The sequence below is a fragment of the Pantoea phyllosphaerae genome, from assembly GCF_051025595.1.
Classification (GTDB): domain Bacteria; phylum Pseudomonadota; class Gammaproteobacteria; order Enterobacterales; family Enterobacteriaceae; genus Pantoea.
Genome location: NZ_JBPFDE010000001.1, coordinates 133,353 through 154,042 on the forward strand (window position 1 = coordinate 133,353; position 20,690 = coordinate 154,042).

11 protein-coding genes and 1 pseudogene are annotated in these 20,690 nt (G+C 59.6%); 7 read left to right on the top strand and 5 right to left on the bottom strand.

The window, feature by feature from the left end; all coding sequences use genetic code 11:
• Positions 1–11: 11 nt before the first annotated feature.
• The 4 genes from mepS to yeiP all read right to left on the bottom strand — a co-directional run bounded on the left by mepS (position 12) and on the right by yeiP (position 3,492).
• Positions 12–581: a bifunctional murein DD-endopeptidase/murein LD-carboxypeptidase gene (mepS, locus tag ACR6A7_RS00620; protein WP_434122807.1), complete on the bottom strand. Its 570-nt coding sequence runs from the start codon at positions 579–581 to the stop codon at positions 12–14.
• A 541-nt stretch (positions 582–1,122) separates the two neighbouring features.
• Positions 1,123–1,827 (bottom strand): phosphatase PAP2 family protein, encoded by a 705-nt coding sequence (locus ACR6A7_RS00625; protein WP_434122808.1) that lies wholly within the window; start codon positions 1,825–1,827, stop codon positions 1,123–1,125.
• Between the two features lie 42 nt (positions 1,828–1,869).
• Positions 1,870–2,847, bottom strand: a complete 978-nt coding sequence (locus ACR6A7_RS00630; protein ID WP_434122809.1) for a CobW family GTP-binding protein — start codon at positions 2,845–2,847, stop codon at positions 1,870–1,872.
• 72 nt (positions 2,848–2,919) lie between these two features.
• Positions 2,920–3,492, bottom strand: a complete 573-nt coding sequence (gene yeiP, locus ACR6A7_RS00635; RefSeq protein WP_434122810.1) for an elongation factor P-like protein YeiP — start codon at positions 3,490–3,492, stop codon at positions 2,920–2,922.
• Positions 3,493–3,652: 160 nt separating this feature from the next.
• Between yeiP and ACR6A7_RS00640 the strand changes: the two genes are divergently transcribed.
• From ACR6A7_RS00640 to fruA, 4 genes are all read left to right on the top strand, one after another.
• Positions 3,653–3,907 (top strand): YkgJ family cysteine cluster protein, encoded by a 255-nt coding sequence (locus ACR6A7_RS00640; protein WP_276742507.1) that lies wholly within the window; start codon positions 3,653–3,655, stop codon positions 3,905–3,907.
• A 272-nt stretch (positions 3,908–4,179) separates the two neighbouring features.
• Positions 4,180–5,310 carry a fused PTS fructose transporter subunit IIA/HPr protein gene (gene fruB / locus ACR6A7_RS00645; RefSeq protein WP_434122811.1) on the top strand — a complete coding sequence of 377 codons (1,131 nt, stop codon included), beginning with the start codon at positions 4,180–4,182 and terminating at the stop codon, positions 5,308–5,310.
• Positions 5,307–6,245, top strand: a complete 939-nt coding sequence (gene fruK / locus ACR6A7_RS00650) for a 1-phosphofructokinase (RefSeq protein ID WP_434122813.1) — start codon at positions 5,307–5,309, stop codon at positions 6,243–6,245. Before fruB ends, fruK begins: the two co-directional genes overlap by 4 nt.
• Before the next feature lie 16 nt (positions 6,246–6,261).
• On the top strand, positions 6,262–7,959 hold the full coding sequence (gene fruA / locus ACR6A7_RS00655; RefSeq protein ID WP_434122815.1) for a PTS fructose transporter subunit IIBC: 1,698 nt from the start codon (positions 6,262–6,264) through the stop codon (positions 7,957–7,959).
• Positions 7,960–8,003: 44 nt separating this feature from the next.
• On the opposite strand, the pseudogene ACR6A7_RS00660 reads toward fruA, so the two are convergent.
• Positions 8,004–8,181: pseudogene (locus ACR6A7_RS00660) on the bottom strand (IS3 family transposase); the annotation flags it as partial.
• A gap of 198 nt (positions 8,182–8,379) precedes the next feature.
• Between ACR6A7_RS00660 and ACR6A7_RS00665 the strand changes: the two are divergent.
• Genes ACR6A7_RS00665 through ACR6A7_RS00675 form a run of 3 tightly spaced genes read left to right on the top strand, consistent with a single transcriptional unit; the run spans position 8,380 to position 20,681 of the window.
• A complete protein-coding gene (locus ACR6A7_RS00665; RefSeq protein WP_434122816.1) occupies positions 8,380–10,059 on the top strand; it encodes a ShlB/FhaC/HecB family hemolysin secretion/activation protein in 1,680 nt (559 codons plus the stop codon).
• A gap of 57 nt (positions 10,060–10,116) precedes the next feature.
• The gene (locus ACR6A7_RS00670; protein WP_434122818.1) at positions 10,117–20,244 is read left to right on the top strand and encodes a hemagglutinin repeat-containing protein; all 10,128 of its coding nucleotides are present in this window, start codon (positions 10,117–10,119) and stop codon (positions 20,242–20,244) included.
• 2 nt (positions 20,245–20,246) lie between these two features.
• Positions 20,247–20,681: a hypothetical protein gene (locus ACR6A7_RS00675; protein WP_434122819.1), complete on the top strand. Its 435-nt coding sequence runs from the start codon at positions 20,247–20,249 to the stop codon at positions 20,679–20,681.
• The last annotated feature ends 9 nt before the right edge of the window (positions 20,682–20,690 follow it).

Consider the following 20,690-nt stretch of genomic DNA (forward strand, 5'->3'; position numbering starts at 1 on the left):
AAGGTCAGGGATCAGCTGGGATTACGGCTTAATACCCGACGCCCTTCGCGGTAGCGTTTTTTCCAGTAGCTGTCGTTCAGACTGGAAATCATGACGCCACTGCTGGTGGAGGCGTGGACAAAGTTATCGTTGCCGAGGTAAATCCCCACGTGACGACCGGTTGAGCCAGCGCGGAACAGGACCAGATCGCCAGGACGCAGTTTGCCGCGTGAAATTTCTCTGCCGGTATCCTGCTGTTCAGAGGTTGAACGCGGCAGGTCTAAACCGAACTGGTCGCGAAAAGTGCGCTGAACGAAAGCTGAACAGTCGATACCGCGTTTGGTGTCGCCGCCGAGGCGGTAACGTACACCTTTCCAGTCGGCGTACTGTTCCATGATGCGGGACTTAACATCCACGCTCCGCACCATCTCTTCAAACTCATCCTGAGACGCCTGAAGTAAAAAACCATTCTGGTTGTTAACTTCATGATTCTCGTTTTTTACGTGTTGACCGGTACTGCTGCATGCCGAGAGGAGTGTTGCCAGTGCTACTGCAGGCACAATCCGCCAGATATATCTCAGTATTGGTTGAGACTTGACCATTGTTCGTATATTCCTTCGATGTCCTTACGACAGAATGTCGCCAGCCAGATGACAAAACGGATTGAGATTAATAAGCGTTGCTCTCTAAGACAATTCCTTAATTACTAAAATGTGTTAACGAACACGTTTTCGTATAAAAAGGAGCCGCATTTTCTGCTGCCGTACCCTCAACGCATTGGAGGTTAACCGATTCCAGACGCCGTGGCGAGTGGTTTTACGCAATTTCTAATAGCTTTTTTTGATGTGAAATCAGTCTTTAACACACTGGTTACTTTATCGGCAATTTTAGGAAATTATCCTTAAAATAAGGACATCAAATGGGGTCAATTCATCGGGTAGGCGGGTTTTTAGGAGCTTTAGCGCTGGACAGCGCGGGAGAAAGCGCCTTTATCAGCAGAAAACATCATATTATTTTCTATATATCGCAACATGGTTAGCTTGCTAATAATCATTGCGAGATTTTAATAAGCGCGGAGAGATAAGAATAGGGCTATTCTTCACTCCGCGCTTATCAATAGAGTTGAGCGTTATTTACCTGCGGCTATTCAGGCTTATATTTGCCGGGCAGTTTGCGGTAAAAGAAGCTGACAATCGCGTCACTCAGCGGCGTCAACAGCACCCAGCTCAGTCCCACCAGCAGCACCGAAAGCGAGCCGACGGCAATATCGGTAAACCAGTGCGCGCCCGCCATCACGCGCGGCAGGGCGAAAATCACCACGATAGCCGCGCCGGTAAGAAAGGCGCGGAAGCCGAAATAGCGCCACATAAAACAGGCGAAAATCATCAGCATCATGCCGTGATCGCCCGGGAAGCTGTTAGCCGAGGCATCCTTGGCCGGAATACCGGTCAGCTCGCTGACGCGATGGGCATTGTCAAAAAACAGCGTCGGACTTTTATGCTGCACCGGCAGCTGGTGGCCGAGCTGGTTGAGAATAACCGCGCTGAGCAGCATGGTGACGCCAATTGCCAGCATGCGGCGGCGGCCCGGCGGCGTTTCGCGACGCCAGTAGAAAAGATAGAGCGCGCCCATCGCCAGCAGCGACACCAGATCGAAGCCGCGGAAGTTGGTGATCGCCACCAGCAGGGCAAAACCAGGATGATCGACCATCTGGTTATTGAAGCTGAAGAAGATCCCCTTATCGACGCCCGCCCAGAAACCGTGATCGGGCGGCAGATACCAGGAGAGAAAAAGAACAACGCCAAGCGCGTTGAGCAGCATGATTGTGACAAAACGAGTTGCGCGCATCGTATTCACTCAAATAAAAATTAACGGCAGAAACTAACCTGGCTAGTTTAAACGAAGCCTCAACAGCTGAGACTGCAAAAGATTCCAGTCCACAGGCTGCGAGTGGATCAGTTCAATACGGCTGTCGGGCGCGTCGGCATTGAGGATGTCGACCTGCACATCGCCACCCTGACCATTGAGGCGCAGCGTGCCGTCCGGCGTGCGCAGCACCCCTTTAAGGCGCTCGACCGGGGCGAGGCGCGCCCATGCCAGCAGTGCGGCACCGTCGAATTGCGTCGCGCCGTCAAAGATCCAGCCGCAGGCAACGTAGCCCTGGCCTTCATTTAGCGCCCGGCGCCAGCGCGTCCCGCCATCGAGACGCAGCGCGGCGAGGCCGCTATCGCGTTGAAGAGGGGCATGATGATGCGCAGGCTGCGGCAGCGTTTGACGGTTTGTGCGCGGCAGATCGAGCAGCGCCGCGTCGACAGCGCCGAAGCGCGTTTCGATAAAAGCGCGGCCGTTAAGCATCGCCTCCCGCCACTGCTGCAGCCGCTGGCGATCGTTGTCGTCCCAGCGATCGCTTTTATTGCCGATAATCGCGTCCGCCGCTGCCAGCTGATCGCGAAAATTTTCATTGGCCGTCACCCGCGCATCAGCGAGCTGGCGGGCGTCGAGCAGCGTCAGCGTGGCGTTCAGCTGCAGAAGCGGCTGATAAACCGGCGCGCTCAGCATCTCCAGCAGCTGGCGCGGGTGGCCGAGACCGGTGGGTTCGATCAGCAGGCGATCCGGGCGGTTCTGCTTCAGCAGCATATTCAGCCCCACCTGCATCGGCAGGCCGTTGACGCAGCACATGCAGCCGCCGGGGATCTCTTTTAGCGCCGCGCCGCTGTCGCGCAGCAGCGCGCCGTCGATGCCGATTTCACCAAACTCATTCACCAGAATCGCCCAGTTTTCCTGCGCTGGCTTATGGGCCAGCAGATGGCGCAGCAGGGTGGTTTTGCCGCTGCCGAGAAAGCCGGTAATAAGATTAACGCGCGTCATGTGCCTGCCTCCTTAAACGAGAATGGCCGCGAAAGCGGCCATAATGTTACTTTATAACACAATCAGCGTCGGTTAGTCAGCGCGGCCCATATAGCGGCGCTCGGCGATATGAATGCGGATGCGGTCGCCGTTGCTCAGGTATTCCGGCACCTGAATGCTCAGACCGGTGCTCATGCCGGCCGGTTTGGTGCGCGCGCTGGCGGAAGCGCCTTTGATGCCCGGCGCGGTATCGACAATTTCCATATCCACGGTCTGGGGCAGTTCGAGCGCCAGCACCTGGCCGTCCATCGTCAGCACCTGAATGCCCGGCATGCCGCCTTCAGGGATAAACAGCAGCTCTTCTTCAATCTGATCTTTTTTGAACGAGTAGGGCGTGTAGTCCTCGTCATCCATAAAAACGTATTCGTCGCCGTCAATATAAGAGAAGGTGACGCTGCGGCGGCTGAGCTGAATGACGTCGAGAATATCGTCGCCTTTAAAGCGCTCTTCCACCTTCAGCCCGGTACGGATATCGGTGAAGCGCATCTTATACAGCGTCACGGCGCCGCGCGCGCTCGGACTCTGAATATCGATATCTTTAACCATCAGCAGCTTGCCGTTCCAGCTTACCGCCATTCCTTTTTTGATCTCATTCGCTCTTGGCATTGCAACTCTCGCTTAAAGAAGGATTCCGATGCGCGCCACGTTACTCGCGCCGGGGTAAACAGGCAATATGGCGTCGGAAAAAATGCGCGCGATAACACAGCCATGGCTTTCGCGCGCGCGGGCTGCTATTGTCGCCGCTCAACTCTCGCTGGAGCGCATCATGCAATGCCGTAGTCAGTGCGGCGCCTGCTGCACCGCGCCTTCCATCTCTTCACCCATTCCCGGTATGCCTCAGGGCAAACCCGCCAATACCCCTTGCGTTCAGCTTGACGCCGATCTGCGCTGCAAACTGTTCGGTTCGCCGCTGCGGCCCGCCGTTTGCGCCGGTTTGCAGCCGTCGCGCGATATGTGCGGCACCACGCGCCATGACGCCATGGTCTATCTGCTGCAGCTGGAAGCGGACACCGCGCCCTGACCGGGCTGACGTTGCTGACGCGTGCGCCGAAGCGCGCAGAGCGTTACAGCGCGCGTTCAGCCTCCTGAGGTTATTCTTACTTGCTGCATTATGAAGTGTGCGTAACGTCAAAAATCTGCTACGCATTTTACGCATTTTCTTGCATGGCATGATGGGCTGTACCAGACTCCTTGAAACGTTTCAGCGCGGCAGAGACGCGCTTTACGTGACGCCGCCGCGCTTTAAACGGCCGTCAGGCTGAAACGATTCAATTTCAGTAAGCGAGGAGAAATATGTTCCAGCTCGAATTGCAGGCCATCCACACCGGAGCCAGCGCACAAAATAAAGAAGAGGCGATCCGTCAGGTCGCGGCGGCGCTGACCGCTGCGGGCAACGTAGCGGAAGGCTATGTCAACGGCATGCTGGCGCGCGAGCAGCAGACCTCCACTTTTCTGGGCAACGGCATCGCCATTCCGCACGGCACCACCGATACGCGCGACCTGGTGCAGAAAACCGGCGTGCAGGTGTTTCAGTTTCCGCAGGGCGTCGCCTGGGGCGAAGATCAGACCGCCTATGTGGCGATCGGCATCGCGGCGAAATCTGACGAACACCTGGCGCTGCTGCGTCAGCTGACGCACGTGCTGAGCGATGACAGCGTCGCCGAACAGCTCAAAACCGCTTCGGCGGACGATCTGCGCGCGCTGCTGATGGGCGAAAAACAGGCGGCCGAATTCAGCTTTGACACCTCGCTGATTACCTTAGACGTCGCCGCCAGCGACCTGATTACGCTGCAGGCGTTGAATGCCGGTCGCCTGCAGGCCGCAGGCGCGGTAGACGCCAGCTTTGTTGCCGACGTCATGGCCGCGACGCCGCTGAGTCTGGGGCAGGGCATCTGGCTCAGCGACAGCAGCCGCGGCAACTTGCGCAGCGCGGTCGCGGTCAGCCGCGCCGCCGCACCGGGCGAACATCAGGGCGAGAGCGTGGCGCTGCTGGTTACGGTATCCGCCGTCGATGAGCGACCGCTGGAGGTGCTGGGCTATCTCAGCACGCTGCTGCAGAACGGCAAGGCGGATCGCCTGCTAAAAGCGGACGCGGCGGGCGTCTACGCCCTGCTGACCAGCGAAGTCGACGAGCAGGCTGAAGTGCTGAGCGCAGAGTTCACCATTCGCAACGAGCACGGGCTGCACGCGCGTCCCGGCACAGCGCTGGTCAGCGTCATCAAACAGTTCAACAGCGAGATTACCGTCACCAACCTCGACGGCAGCGGCAAACCGGCTAACGGCCGCAGCCTGATGAAAGTGGTGGCGCTGGGCGTGAAGAAAGGCCATCGCCTGCGCTTTACCGCCAGCGGCGAAGATGCGCAGCAGGCGCTGAACGCCATTGAAGAGGCGATCAACTCCGGCCTGGGCGAGGGGGCAGCATGAGCAGACGCGTCGCAACCATTACGCTGAATCCCGCTTACGATCTGGTGGGCTTTGTCCCGGAGATTGAGCGAGGCGAGGTCAACCTGGTGAAAACCACCGGCCTGCACGCGGCCGGCAAAGGCATTAACGTGGCGAAGGTGCTGAAAGATCTCGGCATCGACGTCACGGTAGGCGGCTTCCTCGGCAAAGAGAATCAGGACGGCTTTCAGCAGCTCTTCAGCGAGCTGGGCATCGCCAACCGTTTTCAGGTGGTGCCGGGCCGCACGCGCATCAACGTCAAGCTCACCGAGCAGAACAACGACGTGACCGATCTTAACTTCTCCGGCTTTGACGTCAGCCCGCAGGACTGGGAGCGCTTTACCAGCGATTCACTGACCTGGCTTGGCCAGTTCGATATGGTGTGCGTCAGCGGCAGCCTGCCGTCTGGCGTGCAGCCGGAAGCCTTTACCCGCTGGATGAGCGATCTGCGCACCCACTGCCCGTGCATTATTTTCGACAGCAGCCGCGAAGCGCTGGTAGCGGGCCTGAAAGCCGCGCCCTGGCTGGTGAAGCCTAACCGCCGCGAGCTGGAAATCTGGGCCGGACGCAAGCTGCCGACGCTGCAGGATGTGATTGGCGCGGCGCATGAGCTGCGCGAGCAGGGCATCGCCCATGTGGTGATTTCGCTGGGCGCGGAAGGCGCGCTCTGGGTCAACGCCTCAGGCGAATGGATCGCCAAACCGCCGGTGTGCGAAGTGGTCAGCACCGTGGGCGCGGGCGACTCAATGGTCGGCGGCCTGATTTACGGCCTGCTGATGCGCGAATCCAGCGAACATACGCTGCGTCTTGCGACGGCGGTGGCGGCCATGGCCGTCAGCCAGAGCAACGTCGGCGTGACCGATCGTACCCAGTTGGCCGCGATGATGGCGCGCGTCGACTTACAACCCGTTAACTGACAGCAGGAGAGCGATAATGAAAACGCTGCTGATAAAAGATCCTTCTATTGGCCAGGCTTCGGCCTGGATGGCGCAACAGCGTCTGACCGCCGCCGCCGCGCAGGCGGGGTTCACCTTCACGGATAACCCGGCGGAAGCGGAACTGGCGATCGTCCTCGGACGCGAGCTGCCGAATGACGCTGCGCTAAACGGCAAATCCGTCTGGCTGGGCGATGCGCAGCAGGCGGTGCGCGCGCCAGAGCAGTTCCTTGCCCAGGCGAAGGCAGAAGCCAAACCCTGGCAGCCAGCTGCGGCCGTCGCGGCGCCTGCTGCTGCTCCCGCGCAGGCTGGCGCGCAGAAACGCATTGTTGCGGTTACCGCCTGTCCGACCGGCGTGGCGCATACCTTTATGGCTGCCGAAGCGATCCAGGCAGAAGCGACTAAACGCGGCTGGTGGGTGAAAGTGGAAACCCGCGGCTCTGTTGGCGCAGGCAATGCGATTACGCCGGAAGAGGTGGCGGCAGCCGACCTGGTGATCGTGGCGGCGGATATCGAAGTCGACCTGGCGAAGTTCGCCGGTAAGCCGATGTACCGCACCTCAACCGGCCTGGCGCTGAAGAAGACCGCGCAGGAGCTGGATAAGGCGGTGGCCGAGGCCAGACCTTACAAAGCGGCTGGCGCGCAGAGCGGCGAGCCACAGGAAGAGAAAAAAGAGAAAGCGGGCGCTTACCGCCATCTGCTGACAGGCGTCTCCTATATGCTGCCGATGGTGGTAGCGGGCGGCCTGAGCATTGCGCTCTCTTTCGCCTTCGGCATTACCGCCTTTAAAGAGCCGGGCACGCTGGCGGCGGCGCTGATGCAGATCGGCGGCGGCAGCGCCTTTGCGCTGATGGTGCCGGTGCTGGCGGGCTTTATCGCCTTCTCTATCGCCGATCGCCCAGGTCTGACGCCGGGCCTGATTGGCGGCATGATCGCCACCAGCATTAACGCTGGCTTCCTCGGCGGCATTATTGCCGGTTTCATCGCTGGCTATGCGGCGAAGCTGATCAGCGGCAAGCTCAGGCTGCCGCAGAGCATGGAAGCGCTGAAGCCTATTCTGATCATTCCGCTGGTGGCCAGCCTGATTACCGGCCTGCTGATGATCTACGTGGTGGGCAAACCGGTTGCGGCGATCATGACCGGCCTGACCGCCTGGCTGGCGAACATGGGCACGGCGAACGCGGTGCTGCTGGGCGCGATCCTGGGCGGCATGATGTGTACCGATATGGGCGGGCCGGTGAATAAAGTGGCCTATGCCTTCGGCGTCGGCCTGCTGAGTTCGCAGACCTACGCGCCGATGGCGGCGATTATGGCGGCGGGCATGGTGCCACCGCTGGCGATGGGCGTTGCGACGCTGGTGGCGCGCCGTAAGTTTAATAAGGGGCAGCAGGAGGGCGGTAAAGCGGCGCTGGTGCTGGGGCTCTGCTTTATCTCCGAGGGCGCGATTCCGTTTGCGGCACGCGATCCGATGCGCGTCCTGCCGTGCTGTATCGTCGGCGGCGCACTGACCGGCGCTATCTCGATGTATATCGGCGCGAAGCTGATGGCGCCGCACGGCGGCCTGTTCGTGCTGCTGATTCCTGGCGCGATTACGCCGGTGCTGGGCTATCTGGTATCGATTCTTGTCGGCACGGCGGTGGCGGGACTGGGCTACGCTATCCTGAAACGCCCGGAAGAGGAGCTGGCGAAAGCCTGATCCTTGTCTGACTCCCCCTGATACAGGTTGACCTTTATCAGCCTTCAAAACGCCTGATGCACCGCATCAGGCGTTTTGTATTTCAGCGACAGAGGCGGGCGCTGACCGTTATAGATCCTTCACCCTCTTTACCGCCTGCTCAGGCTCTGCCAGATGAGTGAGCGGCAGTCCATTTTTAGGTATGCCGTTGACCCTCTTCATCCGCGCTCTCTGGTAACAGTCTCAGGGAGATATTCCCGATCGCTGCCACGCCATCTGATTTAAGAAACCGCCTGAAAAACGGGCTGCTCGCTTGTTTTTTTCTCTTCCCGCTGGATAATTCGCCATAAATTTACATGTAGTTACATTTGGTGAAATGGATTTTTCATGACAGGGATGCTGTTTTTACACAGGCAGAGGTCGGCGATATGCCGGCGATCTATGATCGTCGGGCTTTTACTCATCAGCACCTGCCCGCTGCTGGCGGCCACGGCGGGCAGCGATCTACGCGAGGTGGGTCAAGTGATCGATACCCGCGAGCAACTACGCCAGCAGGCACGCGAACGCGAGCTGCAGCAGCAGAATGCGCCGCAGGCAAGTGAGTGGCTGCCGCGCCCCGACAGGCTCCTGCCTGATTATCCAGCTAGCGAGCGCCCCTGCTTTACCATCAACCGGCTCGTTCTGACCGGCGAGTCCGCCAGCCAGTTTCAATGGGCGCTTGACGCTGCTGCCGATGCGATGGGCCGCTGTCTGGGCGGTCAGGGCATCGTACTGGCGATAAACAAGGTGCAGAACGTTATTCTCGCCAGAGGGTATGTCACCACCCGCGTGATGGCGCAGGAACAGGACCTGACCACCGGCGTCTTGACCCTGACCCTGCAGCCGGGGCGCATCGATCGAATCGCTTTCCGTGAGCCGGTCTCCTGGCGCGGCCGGCTGTGGAATGCCATTCCCGCCTCATCAGGCGACATTCTCAACCTGCGGGATATTGAGCAGGGGCTGGAGAACATCAAGCGGGTGCCGAGCGCCAGCGCCGACATCAGCATCGTACCGGGCCAGCAGGAGGCCACCAGCGATCTGCTGGTCAGCTGGCACGCAGGTCGGCCGGTGCGGCTCAGTATGGGGCTGGATGACAGCGGATCTAAAAGCACCGGACGCTACCTCGGTTCAGCCACGCTGGCCGTGGACGCGCCTTTTGCCCAGAACGATCTGTTTTACGCCAGCATCGGCAAAAATCTGTTTGAGCAGGGTCCGTTCGGCAACCGTTCCCATACCCTGAATTACTTTTTCCCCATCGGTTACTGGGCTGTTTCCGCCAACTACAACGACTATACCTATCACCAGAACATCCCTAATGCCAACGAGGTGCTGCGCTACAGCGGCAAGAGCGACAACGTTCAGCTGACGGTCTCCCGCTTGCTCTACCGCGACCAGTCGATCAAAACCACGCTTAATCTGCGAGGCTACCGCAAACACTCGACCAACGCCGTCAACGATATCGATATTGAGCAGCAAAAGCGGCGCACCGCGGGCTGGGAGCTGGGCCTGAATCAGCACAGTTATTTCGGCAGCAGTACGCTGGACGCAAATATCGCCTGGCGGCGCGGTACCGGTGCGTTCAATGCATTACCTGCACCGGAAGAGTCGCGTCATCAGGGCAGCGCGCGTACCGGCATACTGCTGGGCGATCTCGGCATCATCCATCCTTTGGCAGTGGGCGAGCAGCCCTGGCGGATTTACAGCAGCCTGCGGGGACAATGGAGTCCGAATGCCCTGACGCCGCAGGAGCGCATGGCGATTGCCGGGCGTTATACGGTGCGCGGCTTCGACGGTGAGCAGATGCTGTCGGGGGAAAAAGGCCTGCTTTGGCGCAACGAAATTGGCTGGAATCTTTTCTCGCGCGGACATGAGCTCTATCTGGCCGCCGATTATGGTCGGGTAGCCGGGCCGGGCACGCGCTATCTGGTCGGGCATCAGCTGGCAGGCAGTGCACTAGGCGTGCGTGGCTCACTCCTGGGCCGGTTCAGCTACGACCTGTTTGCGGGTGTACCGCTCTATAAACCCGCTGGTTTTCATACTTCAGGCGCGACGGCGGGTTTCAGCATTAACCTGGACATCTGACCATCAAAGCGGGAAATCCAGCTTTCTGAACCACTGACTTTCACACGGATGTGAACCATGAATAAACATTGCTATCGCATTATCTTCAGCCGCACCCATGGAGAACGCCGTGTGGTGTCGGAACTGGCTCGCAGTTGCAGCGCTGAACCGGGCCAGAGCCGTGGCAACAGCGCGCCGCGTCTCTGGGTCACTTTACGTCGCGCAACGTGGCTGCTGGCAGTGGCCCTGTTTGCCGGGCCGGCAATGGCTAACGGCATCGTGGCCGATCATAACGCGACGCCAGGTCAGCGGCCGGAGGTCATCGCTACCCAGAATGGGCTGCCGCAGGTCAATATTACCGCGCCCAATCAGGCGGGCATCTCGCATAACCAGTATCAGCAGTTCGACGTGGCGCAGAACGGCGCCATCCTGAACAACTCCGCGGTAATGACCTCCACGCAGCTGGCCGGAATGATTCAGGGCAACCCTAACCTCAAGCCGAACGCCCCAGCGGCGCGGGTAATCCTTAATGAGGTAAACAGCAACAACCCCAGCCAGCTGCGTGGTTATATGGAAGTGGCAGGCGGACGGGCGCAGGTGATCGTGGCCAACCCGGCCGGAATTGTCTGCAACGGCTGCGGCACCATCAACGCCGGGCGCATGACGCTCACCACCGGCAAACCACAGCTTAACGCTGACGGCAGCCTGGCGGGTTATCAGGTCGAACGCGGCGTAGTGCGCATTGAAGGCGGCGGTCTCAACGGCGATGTCCGTCATGATACGGAGTACGTCGACGTGCTGGCCCGTGCGGTAGAAATTAACGCGGGCGTCTGGGCTAAAAAAGAGCTGGCGGTGGTGGCCGGTCGTAACCGCGTAAGTGCTGACACGCAGAGGGTCACATCGCTGGCTGATGATGGCAGCGCCAGACCTGAACTGGCGATCGACATGGGTGAGATGGGCGGCATGTACAGCGGCCAGATCCGTATGATCGGCACCGAAGCGGGCGTTGGCGTGCGTAATCAGAACGCCCAGGTGCAGGCGGGTAAATCGCTGGTGGTGAGCAGCGAAGGCAAGCTCGTCTGGCAATCGGCGGTACAGGATGGCGTCACCCTGGCTGGAGGCGACATCAGCCTGGCGGCCAGAGACAGCATTGACTATCAGGGCAAACTCCACAGTGGCGGTCAGCTGACGGTTCAGAGCCGTAAAGGTGGGATTACCCAGTCCGGCACCCTGGCGGCGGCAGCGGATGTACGGCTGACGGCAGCCGGCAGCATTCAAAGCAGGGGGCACCTGCTGGCGGGCAGCGACGCCAGCAGCCAGATTGTGCAGGAAGCCAGTCTGCAGCTGGAGAGCCAGGATGCCATTCGCGCCAGCGGCAGCCTGCTGAGTAAAAAAGAGGTCAGTGCAAGCGGACGCCGGTTGGATCTCAGTGGCGCTCAGGTCGCCGCCAGCCGTGCAACCCTTACAGCTCAGGAAGGCGGTGTTGCCGTACGTCAGGCGATGATTGATGGCACGGAGCTGGTGATTAACACCTCAGGTGATATTGACGCGCAGCAGGCACAAATTAGCGTCGGACGCTGGCAGATTGATGGACGCAGCCTGTTCAGCCAGCAGGCTGGCTGGTCGCAGACCGGCAGTGGCGAAAGCCGCTTTACGTTGTCTGGCGGGCTGGATAACAGTGACGGCACGATTGAGAGCCAGCAGCTCAGTTTGCAGGCCGTCTCGCTGAACAACCAGCGTGGCCGGATGGTTGCACTCGATAACGCGGCGCAGCACTGGCGGGTTGATGGACTGCTCGACAACACCACGGGTGAACTGGGTAGCAACGGCGATCTGACGCTTGAGGCAGGCAGTCTGAATAACCAGGGCGGCACCGTCAAAACCCAGTCCGCACTGGCTATCACTGCCCGCGACGCGGTTAATAACAGGCAGGGTAATCTGCTGGCCGGTAATGCGCTGACGCTTAGCGCGGGCGGCGATCTGGATAATCACGTGGGCACCCTGAACGGCGGTCGGCTGTCGTTGACCGCGCAGCATCTGAACAATGCGCAGGGCGAGATTATCAGCCAACGCGACGACCTGAGCCTGACGGCAAGCGGGCTGGATAACACAGAGGGCAAAGTGATTGCGCTGCAGGATCTGAGCCTGACGACGACACAGGACCTGAACAATAGCGGCGGCTGGATCGAAGCGGGTCATCATCTTTCGCTCAACAGCGGCGGATTCTGGCAGAACAGCGGTGGGACGGCGCAGGGTGGGGAGCGGGTCACGGCGACGGCAGATCAACTTAATAACGCCAGCGGCCGGTTACAATCTGGTGGTGATCTGGCTCTGACCAGCCGTGGCGATATCCTTAACCAGGGTGGCAAACTCACGGCGCAAAACGCCCTCGCGATCAATGGCACCTCCGCGACGCTGTTTGACAACGATGGCGGGTCGCTGCAAAGCGGCGGCGATCTGCTCCTGCAGGGTGGCGCGCTAAACAATCGTCAGTCAGGACAGATTCTTAGCCAGCAGTCGCTGACGCTCAGTCTGGCAGGCGACTGGGACAATCAGGGCGGCACCCTGACCGGCAACGCCAGAACGCAGGCCAGCGCTGCAAATCTGTTTAATACCCAGGGGGCGATCAATGCGCTGGACACGCTGGATATGCAGTTCACGGGCCGTCTGGATAACAGTAATGGCCGCATCTTCAGTCGGCTAAGCCAGACGCTCCAGTCGCAGGAAATTGGCAACGCCCAGGGCTGGATGGGTAGTCAGGGGCGCTGGGCTGCCACGACTGCCGGTTTCGATAACACGGCGGGCAGCGTGCAAAGTCAGCAGCAGGCTGAGCTCTCGGCAACCTGGCTCAGTAACGCCAGCGGCGTGTTGCAGTCAGCCGCCGGGCTGGTGTTGCGGGTTGCACAGGATATCAATAACCTGGCCGGTAAAGCCTCTGCTCAGCAGCTGCTGACCGTTCAGGGTCAGACCAGAGGCAGCCGCACCGGTAACATTAACAATGCGGGCGGCCAGTGGCTGGCTGGTGAGGGGCTGACCATCACCGCTGCCCATCTCGACAACACCCAGGGCGGTCTGCTCTACAGCCAGCGGCAGTTAAGGCTGAACCTGGCCGGGGATCTGGATAACCGGGCCGGTAAAGTGCAGAGCGGCGACGCGCTCCAGCTGGATGCGAAGACGCTGAACAACGCAGGCGGCAACATCGACAGCCAGCAACAGCTCACGCTAAACCTGCCAGGTTCGTTAGATAACAGCGGCGGTGCGGTGCGCAGCAACGGTGGACAGCAGGTTAATGCCTCGACGATCGATAACCGTCAGGGCGTGTTCAGCAGCCGTGAGGCGATTAATCTGACAACAGGGCAACTGGAGAATGCCAGCGGCACGCTGATCAGCCAGGGGGCGGGTCTCTACACCATCAATCTGCTTAACAACCAGCAGGGCAAAGTCCACAGCGGCGCGGCGCTGACGCTGGTGGCCGCGCAGCTGAATAACCAGGGCGGACAGCTGGTTGCGACCCAGAATCTCATGCTGAAGGCCACGGCGCTCGATAACAGCACACAGGGGGTGCTCAGCAGCCAGGCGGGACTCTCTCTGCAAACTGATCGTCTGAGTAACCGCGACGGCGGCCTGTTACTCGGCACGACTTTTACCGACATAGCTGCCCGTGACATCGATAACAGCAGCGGACGGCTGCAGAGCGCCGGAATGCTCCTGCTTCGGGGTGTTGCACAGCTGGATAACCGGCAGGGACGGATGTTGGCGAATGGCGATCTCACCCTCAACGCCGATCTCTCACCGACTGATTCACCGCTGGTGCTGCTCAATCAGAGCGGACGGCTGGAGAGTGCAGATGCATTGACCGTGCATGCACAGTCCTTCGACAATCAGGGCGGCACGCTGCTGGGCCTGCAGGCTCTGACGCTGACTGCGCAACAGGATTACATCCGCCAGACGGGTGAAACCATCAGCAGCAACGGCACGGTGACGTTCTCTCTTGGCGGGGCGTTTACTAATCTGGCCGACTGGCTGCTGCCGGGGAATCTGGTGCTGAATGCTACGGCTATTAACAACCCGGCGATACTGGTGGGTAAAACCGTTCAGCTCATGACCGGTGCACTGCTGAACAGCGGGCGGCTTGAAGCCGACAACCTGACGCTGAATGTCGACTCGCTGGATAACAGCGCGACCGTGATGGGCGATGAGATCAGCGTGCTGGGTCGGTTTATCGACAACCACGGACAGCCTGCGGTCATCGCGGCCACCCAAAGCCTGACGCTGCAGGTCCGCGAGCGGCTGAGCAACAAAGATGGCGCATTGCTTTACAGCGGCGATCGTCTGTCCCTGCACAGCGATGACCTGATCGAGAACCGGGCGAGCTTTATTGAAGCAGACGGTGATATGACGCTGGAGGCGAGGCAGCTCGACAACCTGCGTGAAGGGCTGGTGATTGAGCGAGAGGCGGAGAGCAGCGACTACAGCTGGCATCGTTATAACTACTACTGGCGCTCGTTTGGTACGACGATAATGCCCGATAAGAGCAGTATGGCTCCGACCACTCAGCAACTGACTTTTCAGGATGAGACTGCGGCACAGAGTAATCCTTACGGCACGCTGCTGGCGATTGACGCGGCGGGCAAACGTGCCCAGGTACGTGTCATGAATAATCAGGGCGTGCTGACCGATCTGTGGGTCAATTATCTGGCGCTTCAACCTAATTCCGATGGCAGCTATGCCATGACGTTCTATGAAACGCGCGGATTTAAGCAGAAAAATGTGCCGACACCCTATCAGAATACCGTGTGGCGTGAGCATGATCGTGGTCGTCTGGAACAATGGAACCCCGAGCAGCATATCGATATCGACAGTGCTCCTTTTATCAGTGACTACAGTGCATTACGTGAACGCAGTGCTACCGGCACAGTCACACGTGACAGGCTTGTCAGTGAAGGTATTGGTGCGCGTATTCTGGCGGGCGGTGACATGGTGGTGCGCATCACTGGCGCGTTAATTAACGATGCGAGCGTGATCACGACTAATGGCAATCTGACCGTGGACGGCGGGGGCAGCGTTGATAACCGAGGCTATTCGGTCAACGAAAGACGTCAGGAGGTTATCGTTGATCATTACGACAGAAGTACGCGCCACTGGTATCCGTCCTTCAGTCTCGACGAAACCGCCGCCCTGGCCACCATTGACGGCATCATAACTGGCAATGGTAACGTCAGTATCAGCGGAGCGAGCATCAATAACACCACCGTTAATCAGGCGCAGATAAGCCAGCTTGAGGCAGCGCTGCAGGCGGTGGACGCCGAGCGCGCGGAGTATGTACGCAACCCGCTGGCCTTTGCTGTGGACAGCGTTGCTCACCATGACGGCGACACAGAGCTTGCGGCGGGTGACGACGTTCGCCCGCTGTTACCGGCTGAGCTGGCGCTGACGGCGCTGCAACAGCTGGAGAAAGTCGCCACGATGATCCCCAATAATGGCCTGTTCAGTCAGCATACTGCGGCAGGCAGTCCGTTCCTGGTCGTGACTGACGAGCGCTTTACCAGTCGTAATAAATTTATCAGCAGTGACTATCTGCTCGAACGGGTTGGCTATGACCCTTCACAGGTGCATAAGCGCCTGGGCGACGGTTTTTATGAGCAGCGCCTGGTGCGCGAACAGGTTCTGAAACTGACCGGCAGGCCTTCCGTTAACGGCTGGGATGCAATGGAGCAGTATCAGGCGCTGATGAACAATGGCTCAAAAGTGGCGCAGGATTTCCATCTGATGCCGGGTGTGGCGCTGACGCCGCAACAGATTGCGGCGCTGCAGCAGGATATCGTCTGGCTGGTCGGCGAAACCGTTGATACGGCAGCGGGCCCGCAGACCGTCTGGGTGCCGAAAGTCTATCTGGCGCAGACTACGCTGCGCCTGACCGGCGCGGGCGCGGTGATTGGCGGCGGTAATCTGCAGCTCTCAGCCGACAGCGTGACCAATGCCGGAAATCTGTTTGCGGACAAGGCACTGTCGTTCGACAGCAATCAGTTCCTGCACCTGGGCGGCGACATCAAAGCGGGCAGTATAGACGTGCGGGCGGAGACGCTGACGATCAGCACCGATCTGCAGAACGCCCTGCGCCAGGCAACCATGAGCGCTGACGATATCAGCCTCAGCGGCACCGATATCCGGCTGCAGGGCGCGAAGCTTAATGCCACCGATAACCTTAGCCTGAGCGCACGCAACAACCTTGATATTGGTGCGGCGAAAAGCAGCCACAGCGGCAGCCTGGACGTGATCGCCGGTGCGATGGGCAACCGTACCAGCGACGGCATGGAAGAGGCGGGCAAGCGCATGGCGCAGGTCAGCGGCGAGTGGCAGCAGGCGCAGGGCAGTGAGCTTAAAGCCGGTGGCAACCTCCGGCTTTTGGCCGGACGTGACCTGACGCTGACCGGCAGCCAGGCAAGCGCCTCCGGCTCTGCGCGGGTTGAGGCCGGGGGAGACATTCGCATCGGCGCTGAAACCACCACCAACACCACCCATCTTGAGGCCAACAGCCGGACTTCATCGGTCAGCAACAGCCGTCAGGAGGATCGTCTGCTGCTCAGCACCCTGAGCGGCGATCAGGGCGTGACGCTGCTAGCGGGCAATAATCTGCTGGCCGAAGGCGCGCAGGTTGACAGTTCACAGGGCCAAACTGGCGTCAGCGCGAAGAACGTTACCATCAGGGATGCACGCGCCAGCGTGCTTGATCAGGACAGCGAGAACAAGCGCGAGGGCAAGACCCGCAGCCACCGCGAAGAGGAAAGCTCACGCGAGAGCAGCACCGGCAGTACCTTCAGCGGACAGCAGGGCGTAACGGTAATCGGGCGCGAGGGCGACGTCACGGTGACCGGCAGCACGCTGCACAGCGAACAGGGCGCGGTCGGGCTGCAGGCGAAGCAGGACGTCGTGCTGAATACAGGCACCGAACGGGAGTCGTTCTACAGCGAGGAGCGCTCAGAGAATAAAGGTCTGCTGAAAAAAAGCAGCGGCCACAGCGTAACGCAGGACGTTACCACGCGTGAGAACGGCAGCCTGCTGAGCGGCGAAAGCGTCACGGTCATCGCCGGACGTGACCTGACGGTGACCGGCTCGGCGGTGGCGGCCGACCGGGACGTAAATCTGCGGGCCGGGCGGGACGTGGAGATCGGCGCGGCGACCGAGACCGACAGCCACTATCAGCTGGAGGAGAAGAAAAAGAGCGGGCTGATGAGCAGCGGCGGCATCGGCTTTACGGTCGGGAAGCAGTCAACCCGCCATGAAATCGATGAGAAGGGCACCACGCAGAGCCAGAGCGTCAGCACCGTCGGCAGCAGCCAGGGTAATGTGAGCGTTACGGCGGGCAACCGGCTGCACGTCGGTGGCGCGGACCTGGTGGCGGGTCAGGATATGAACCTGACGGGCGACAGCGTCAGCATCGACCCGGGCTATGACCAGCGGACGCGCACCGAGAAAACCGAGACGAAGCAGAGCGGTCTGAGCATCGCCCTGTCAGGCACGGCGGGCAGTGCGCTCAACACGGCGGTGAGCACCGCGCAGCAGGCCAGGAAGTCGGGCGACAGTCGGGTCAACACGCTGCAGAACACCCAAGCGGCGCTGAACGGGGTGCAGGCGGCGCAGGCGGTTCAGATGGACGGGCTGAACACGGCCGCGGCGGATGCGCGCAATGCCGCCGCAGGCCGGAGTCCTGGCGATAAAGACTATGAGACGGGCGCGACCAGCACCGTCGGCGTCAGCGCCTCGTTTGGCAGCCAGTCGTCGAAAAGCGAAACGCGTACTGAGAGCAGTCAGTCGCAGGGCAGCACGCTGACGGCGGGCCGGAACCTTAACGTTACGGCGACCGGCAAAAACGGCACGGCGCAGAGCGGCGACATCAGCATCACCGGCAGCCAGCTGAAGGCGGGCGGCGACCTGAGCCTGGATGCGTCACGGGACATCCTGCTGCGGTCGGCGCAGAACACCCAGAGCACCGACAGCAACAACAGCAGCAGGGGCCGCAGCGCCGGGGTCGGCATCGGCGTGGGTTCAGGCGGCTACGGCATCAGCGTGTCGGCGAGCGTCAATGCGGCGAAGGGCAGCGAAAAGGGCAACGGGCTGACGCACAACGAAACCACGCTGGACGCGGGCAACCGGCTCAGCCTGACCGGCGGGCGCGACACCACGCTCACGGGCGCGCAGGCAAACGGCAGCAGCGTGAAGGTGGACGCGGGCCGCAACCTGACGCTGACGTCGGAGCAGGACAGCGACCGCTATGACTCGAAGCAGCAGAGCGCCAGCGCGGGCGGCAGCTTCACGTTCGGCTTGATGACCGGGTCGGGGAACGTGAACGTGAGCCGGGATAAGATGCACAGCACCTGGCAAAGCGTGGCCGAGCAGACCGGGATTTTTGCGGGCAAGGGCGGCTTTAACGTGACGGTTGGTGAGCACACGCAGCTGAACGGCGCGGTCATTGCGAGTACAGCAGATGCCAGCTTGAATACGCTCGACACCGGCACGCTGGGCTTCGGCGACATCCACAATCACGCGGAATATGAGGTGGAGCATCAGAGCGCGGGTATCAGCACCGGCGGCGGCCTCGCCGGACAGTTCGCCGGGAACATGGCGAACGGGATGCTGGCGGGGCTGAACGGCAGCGGCAGCGCGGACAGCACCACGAAGTCGGCGGTGAGCGAAGGCACTATCGTTATCCGCGATACCTCGAAGCAGAAGCAGGATGTGACGGACCTCAGCCGGGACGTGGCGAACGCGAACCCGGGGCTGGACGTCATCTTTGACAAGGAGAAGGAGCAGAACCGGCTGAAGGCGGCGCAGCTCATTGGCGAAATCGGCGCGCAGGCGGGGGATATTGCGCGGACGCAGGGCCAGATCATCGCGACGAAGGCCGCAAACGATAAGATGTCCGGCGCCACGCAGGCCGACCGCGACAGGGCGCTGGCGGAGCTGAAAGCGAAAGATCCGACGAAGCAGTACAGCAAAAGTGACGTTAATAACCAGGTTTACATCAACCTTTATAAGCAGGCGTTTGCGGAGACCGGGTTCGGAACGGGCGGTAAGGTGCAGCAGGCCATCAGCGCGGTAACGGCGGCGGTGCAGGGGCTGTCGGGCGGGAACGTTGCGCAGGCGGTAAGCGGGGCGGCGGCACCGTACCTGGCGGAGCAGATACACAAGCTGACCACGGACGCGAACGGTAAGGTGAATACCGAGGCGAACCTGATGGCGCACGCGGTACTGGGTGCGGTAACCTCATATGCGGCGGGCAACTCGGCGCTGGCCGGCGCATCGGGCGCGGTGATGGGTGAGTACATCGCGCAGCAGCTGTATCCGGGCGTTAAGCGTAGTGACCTGTCTGAGGAGCAGCGTCAGACGATAAGCGCGCTGGGGACGTTAGCGGCGGGTCTGGCGAGCGACGTTGTGGGTGACAGCACGGCGGATGCTGTTGCGGGCGCGCAGGCGGGTAAAAATGCGGTTGAGAATAACAACCTGGCAGCCATGGTGCGTCTTGGAGCCACAGCATGCGCGGAGGTCACCTCGTGCCGTAATATGGTAGTGGAGAAAGGATTAGGCGCACTGCTGGGTATCCGTGTGACAATAACGGTTATGGACAATCTCTCCGAGACCGATCGTACTGTGATACTGGCAGCGGCAATAACTGGGAAAGCCGACGAAATAGAGCGACTGACCCCGGCACAACAGGCAGTATATAAGGAAATGGTCGAGATTCAGAAAGGCACTCTGCTTCCATTACCGGTGCTTGACCGGCCTTTAGTTGACAATACACTGACTAACCCCATCCTGGGGCAGAACAAAGCCACAACGCTAACCTCACCAAATCAACGTGATCAGAACGGCAGTAGCCATACCGGGAATACTAGTGGTGCAACGGATACGGACAGCAATACCACGGTTACACCAATTCCAGATGGGCCGAGTAAGGATGATTTAGCTTATCTTGCATTAAAAGGGAAAGAAGCGCAGAAGGCTGCAAGTGATTTGGGATTCGGTACAAAAATCCCAGCACCTAAAGTGCCATTTAATTCACATGGTCAACCAGCATTTTATAATGGTAAAGTTTACATCACACCTGATATCGATAGCCATAATGTCACTAACGGTTGGAAAATGTTTGACCGTAAAGGTAACCGATTGGGAACTTATGATAGCAGTTTAAACAGGATTAAGGATTGAAAATGTTCGGTATTTTTCCCGAAGGTAAACCAATTAAAGCGAATGGAGAGTTAGTTATTCCTTCTTCAATAATTATAGGTGACTTTACTGAGCGGTTGCATATCCCAATATCTTATTGGTCACTTAAGGATTATAAAATGAGCTGGATCTCTTCTCTTACTCAAGGTATTAATAACAAAAAACACTCCGCCTTGGCAGTGACAATGTATGAGCCTGATTTCACTAATTTTATATTTGTTTGGGTGGTGTATTACCATGGCGATATGGCCTATATTCAGAATAAAATTATTTTTTTGGATGAATGCCAAAATTTCAGTCCTGAAACCATAAATGACTTTATTGGTGAGCGTGAAACTCACAATGACGATGGTGTGATGGTTTCAGAGTGGACTACTGATTTAAATAGTGTTATTACGTTTTTGGTAAGTCTTCAATAAAATAAATTC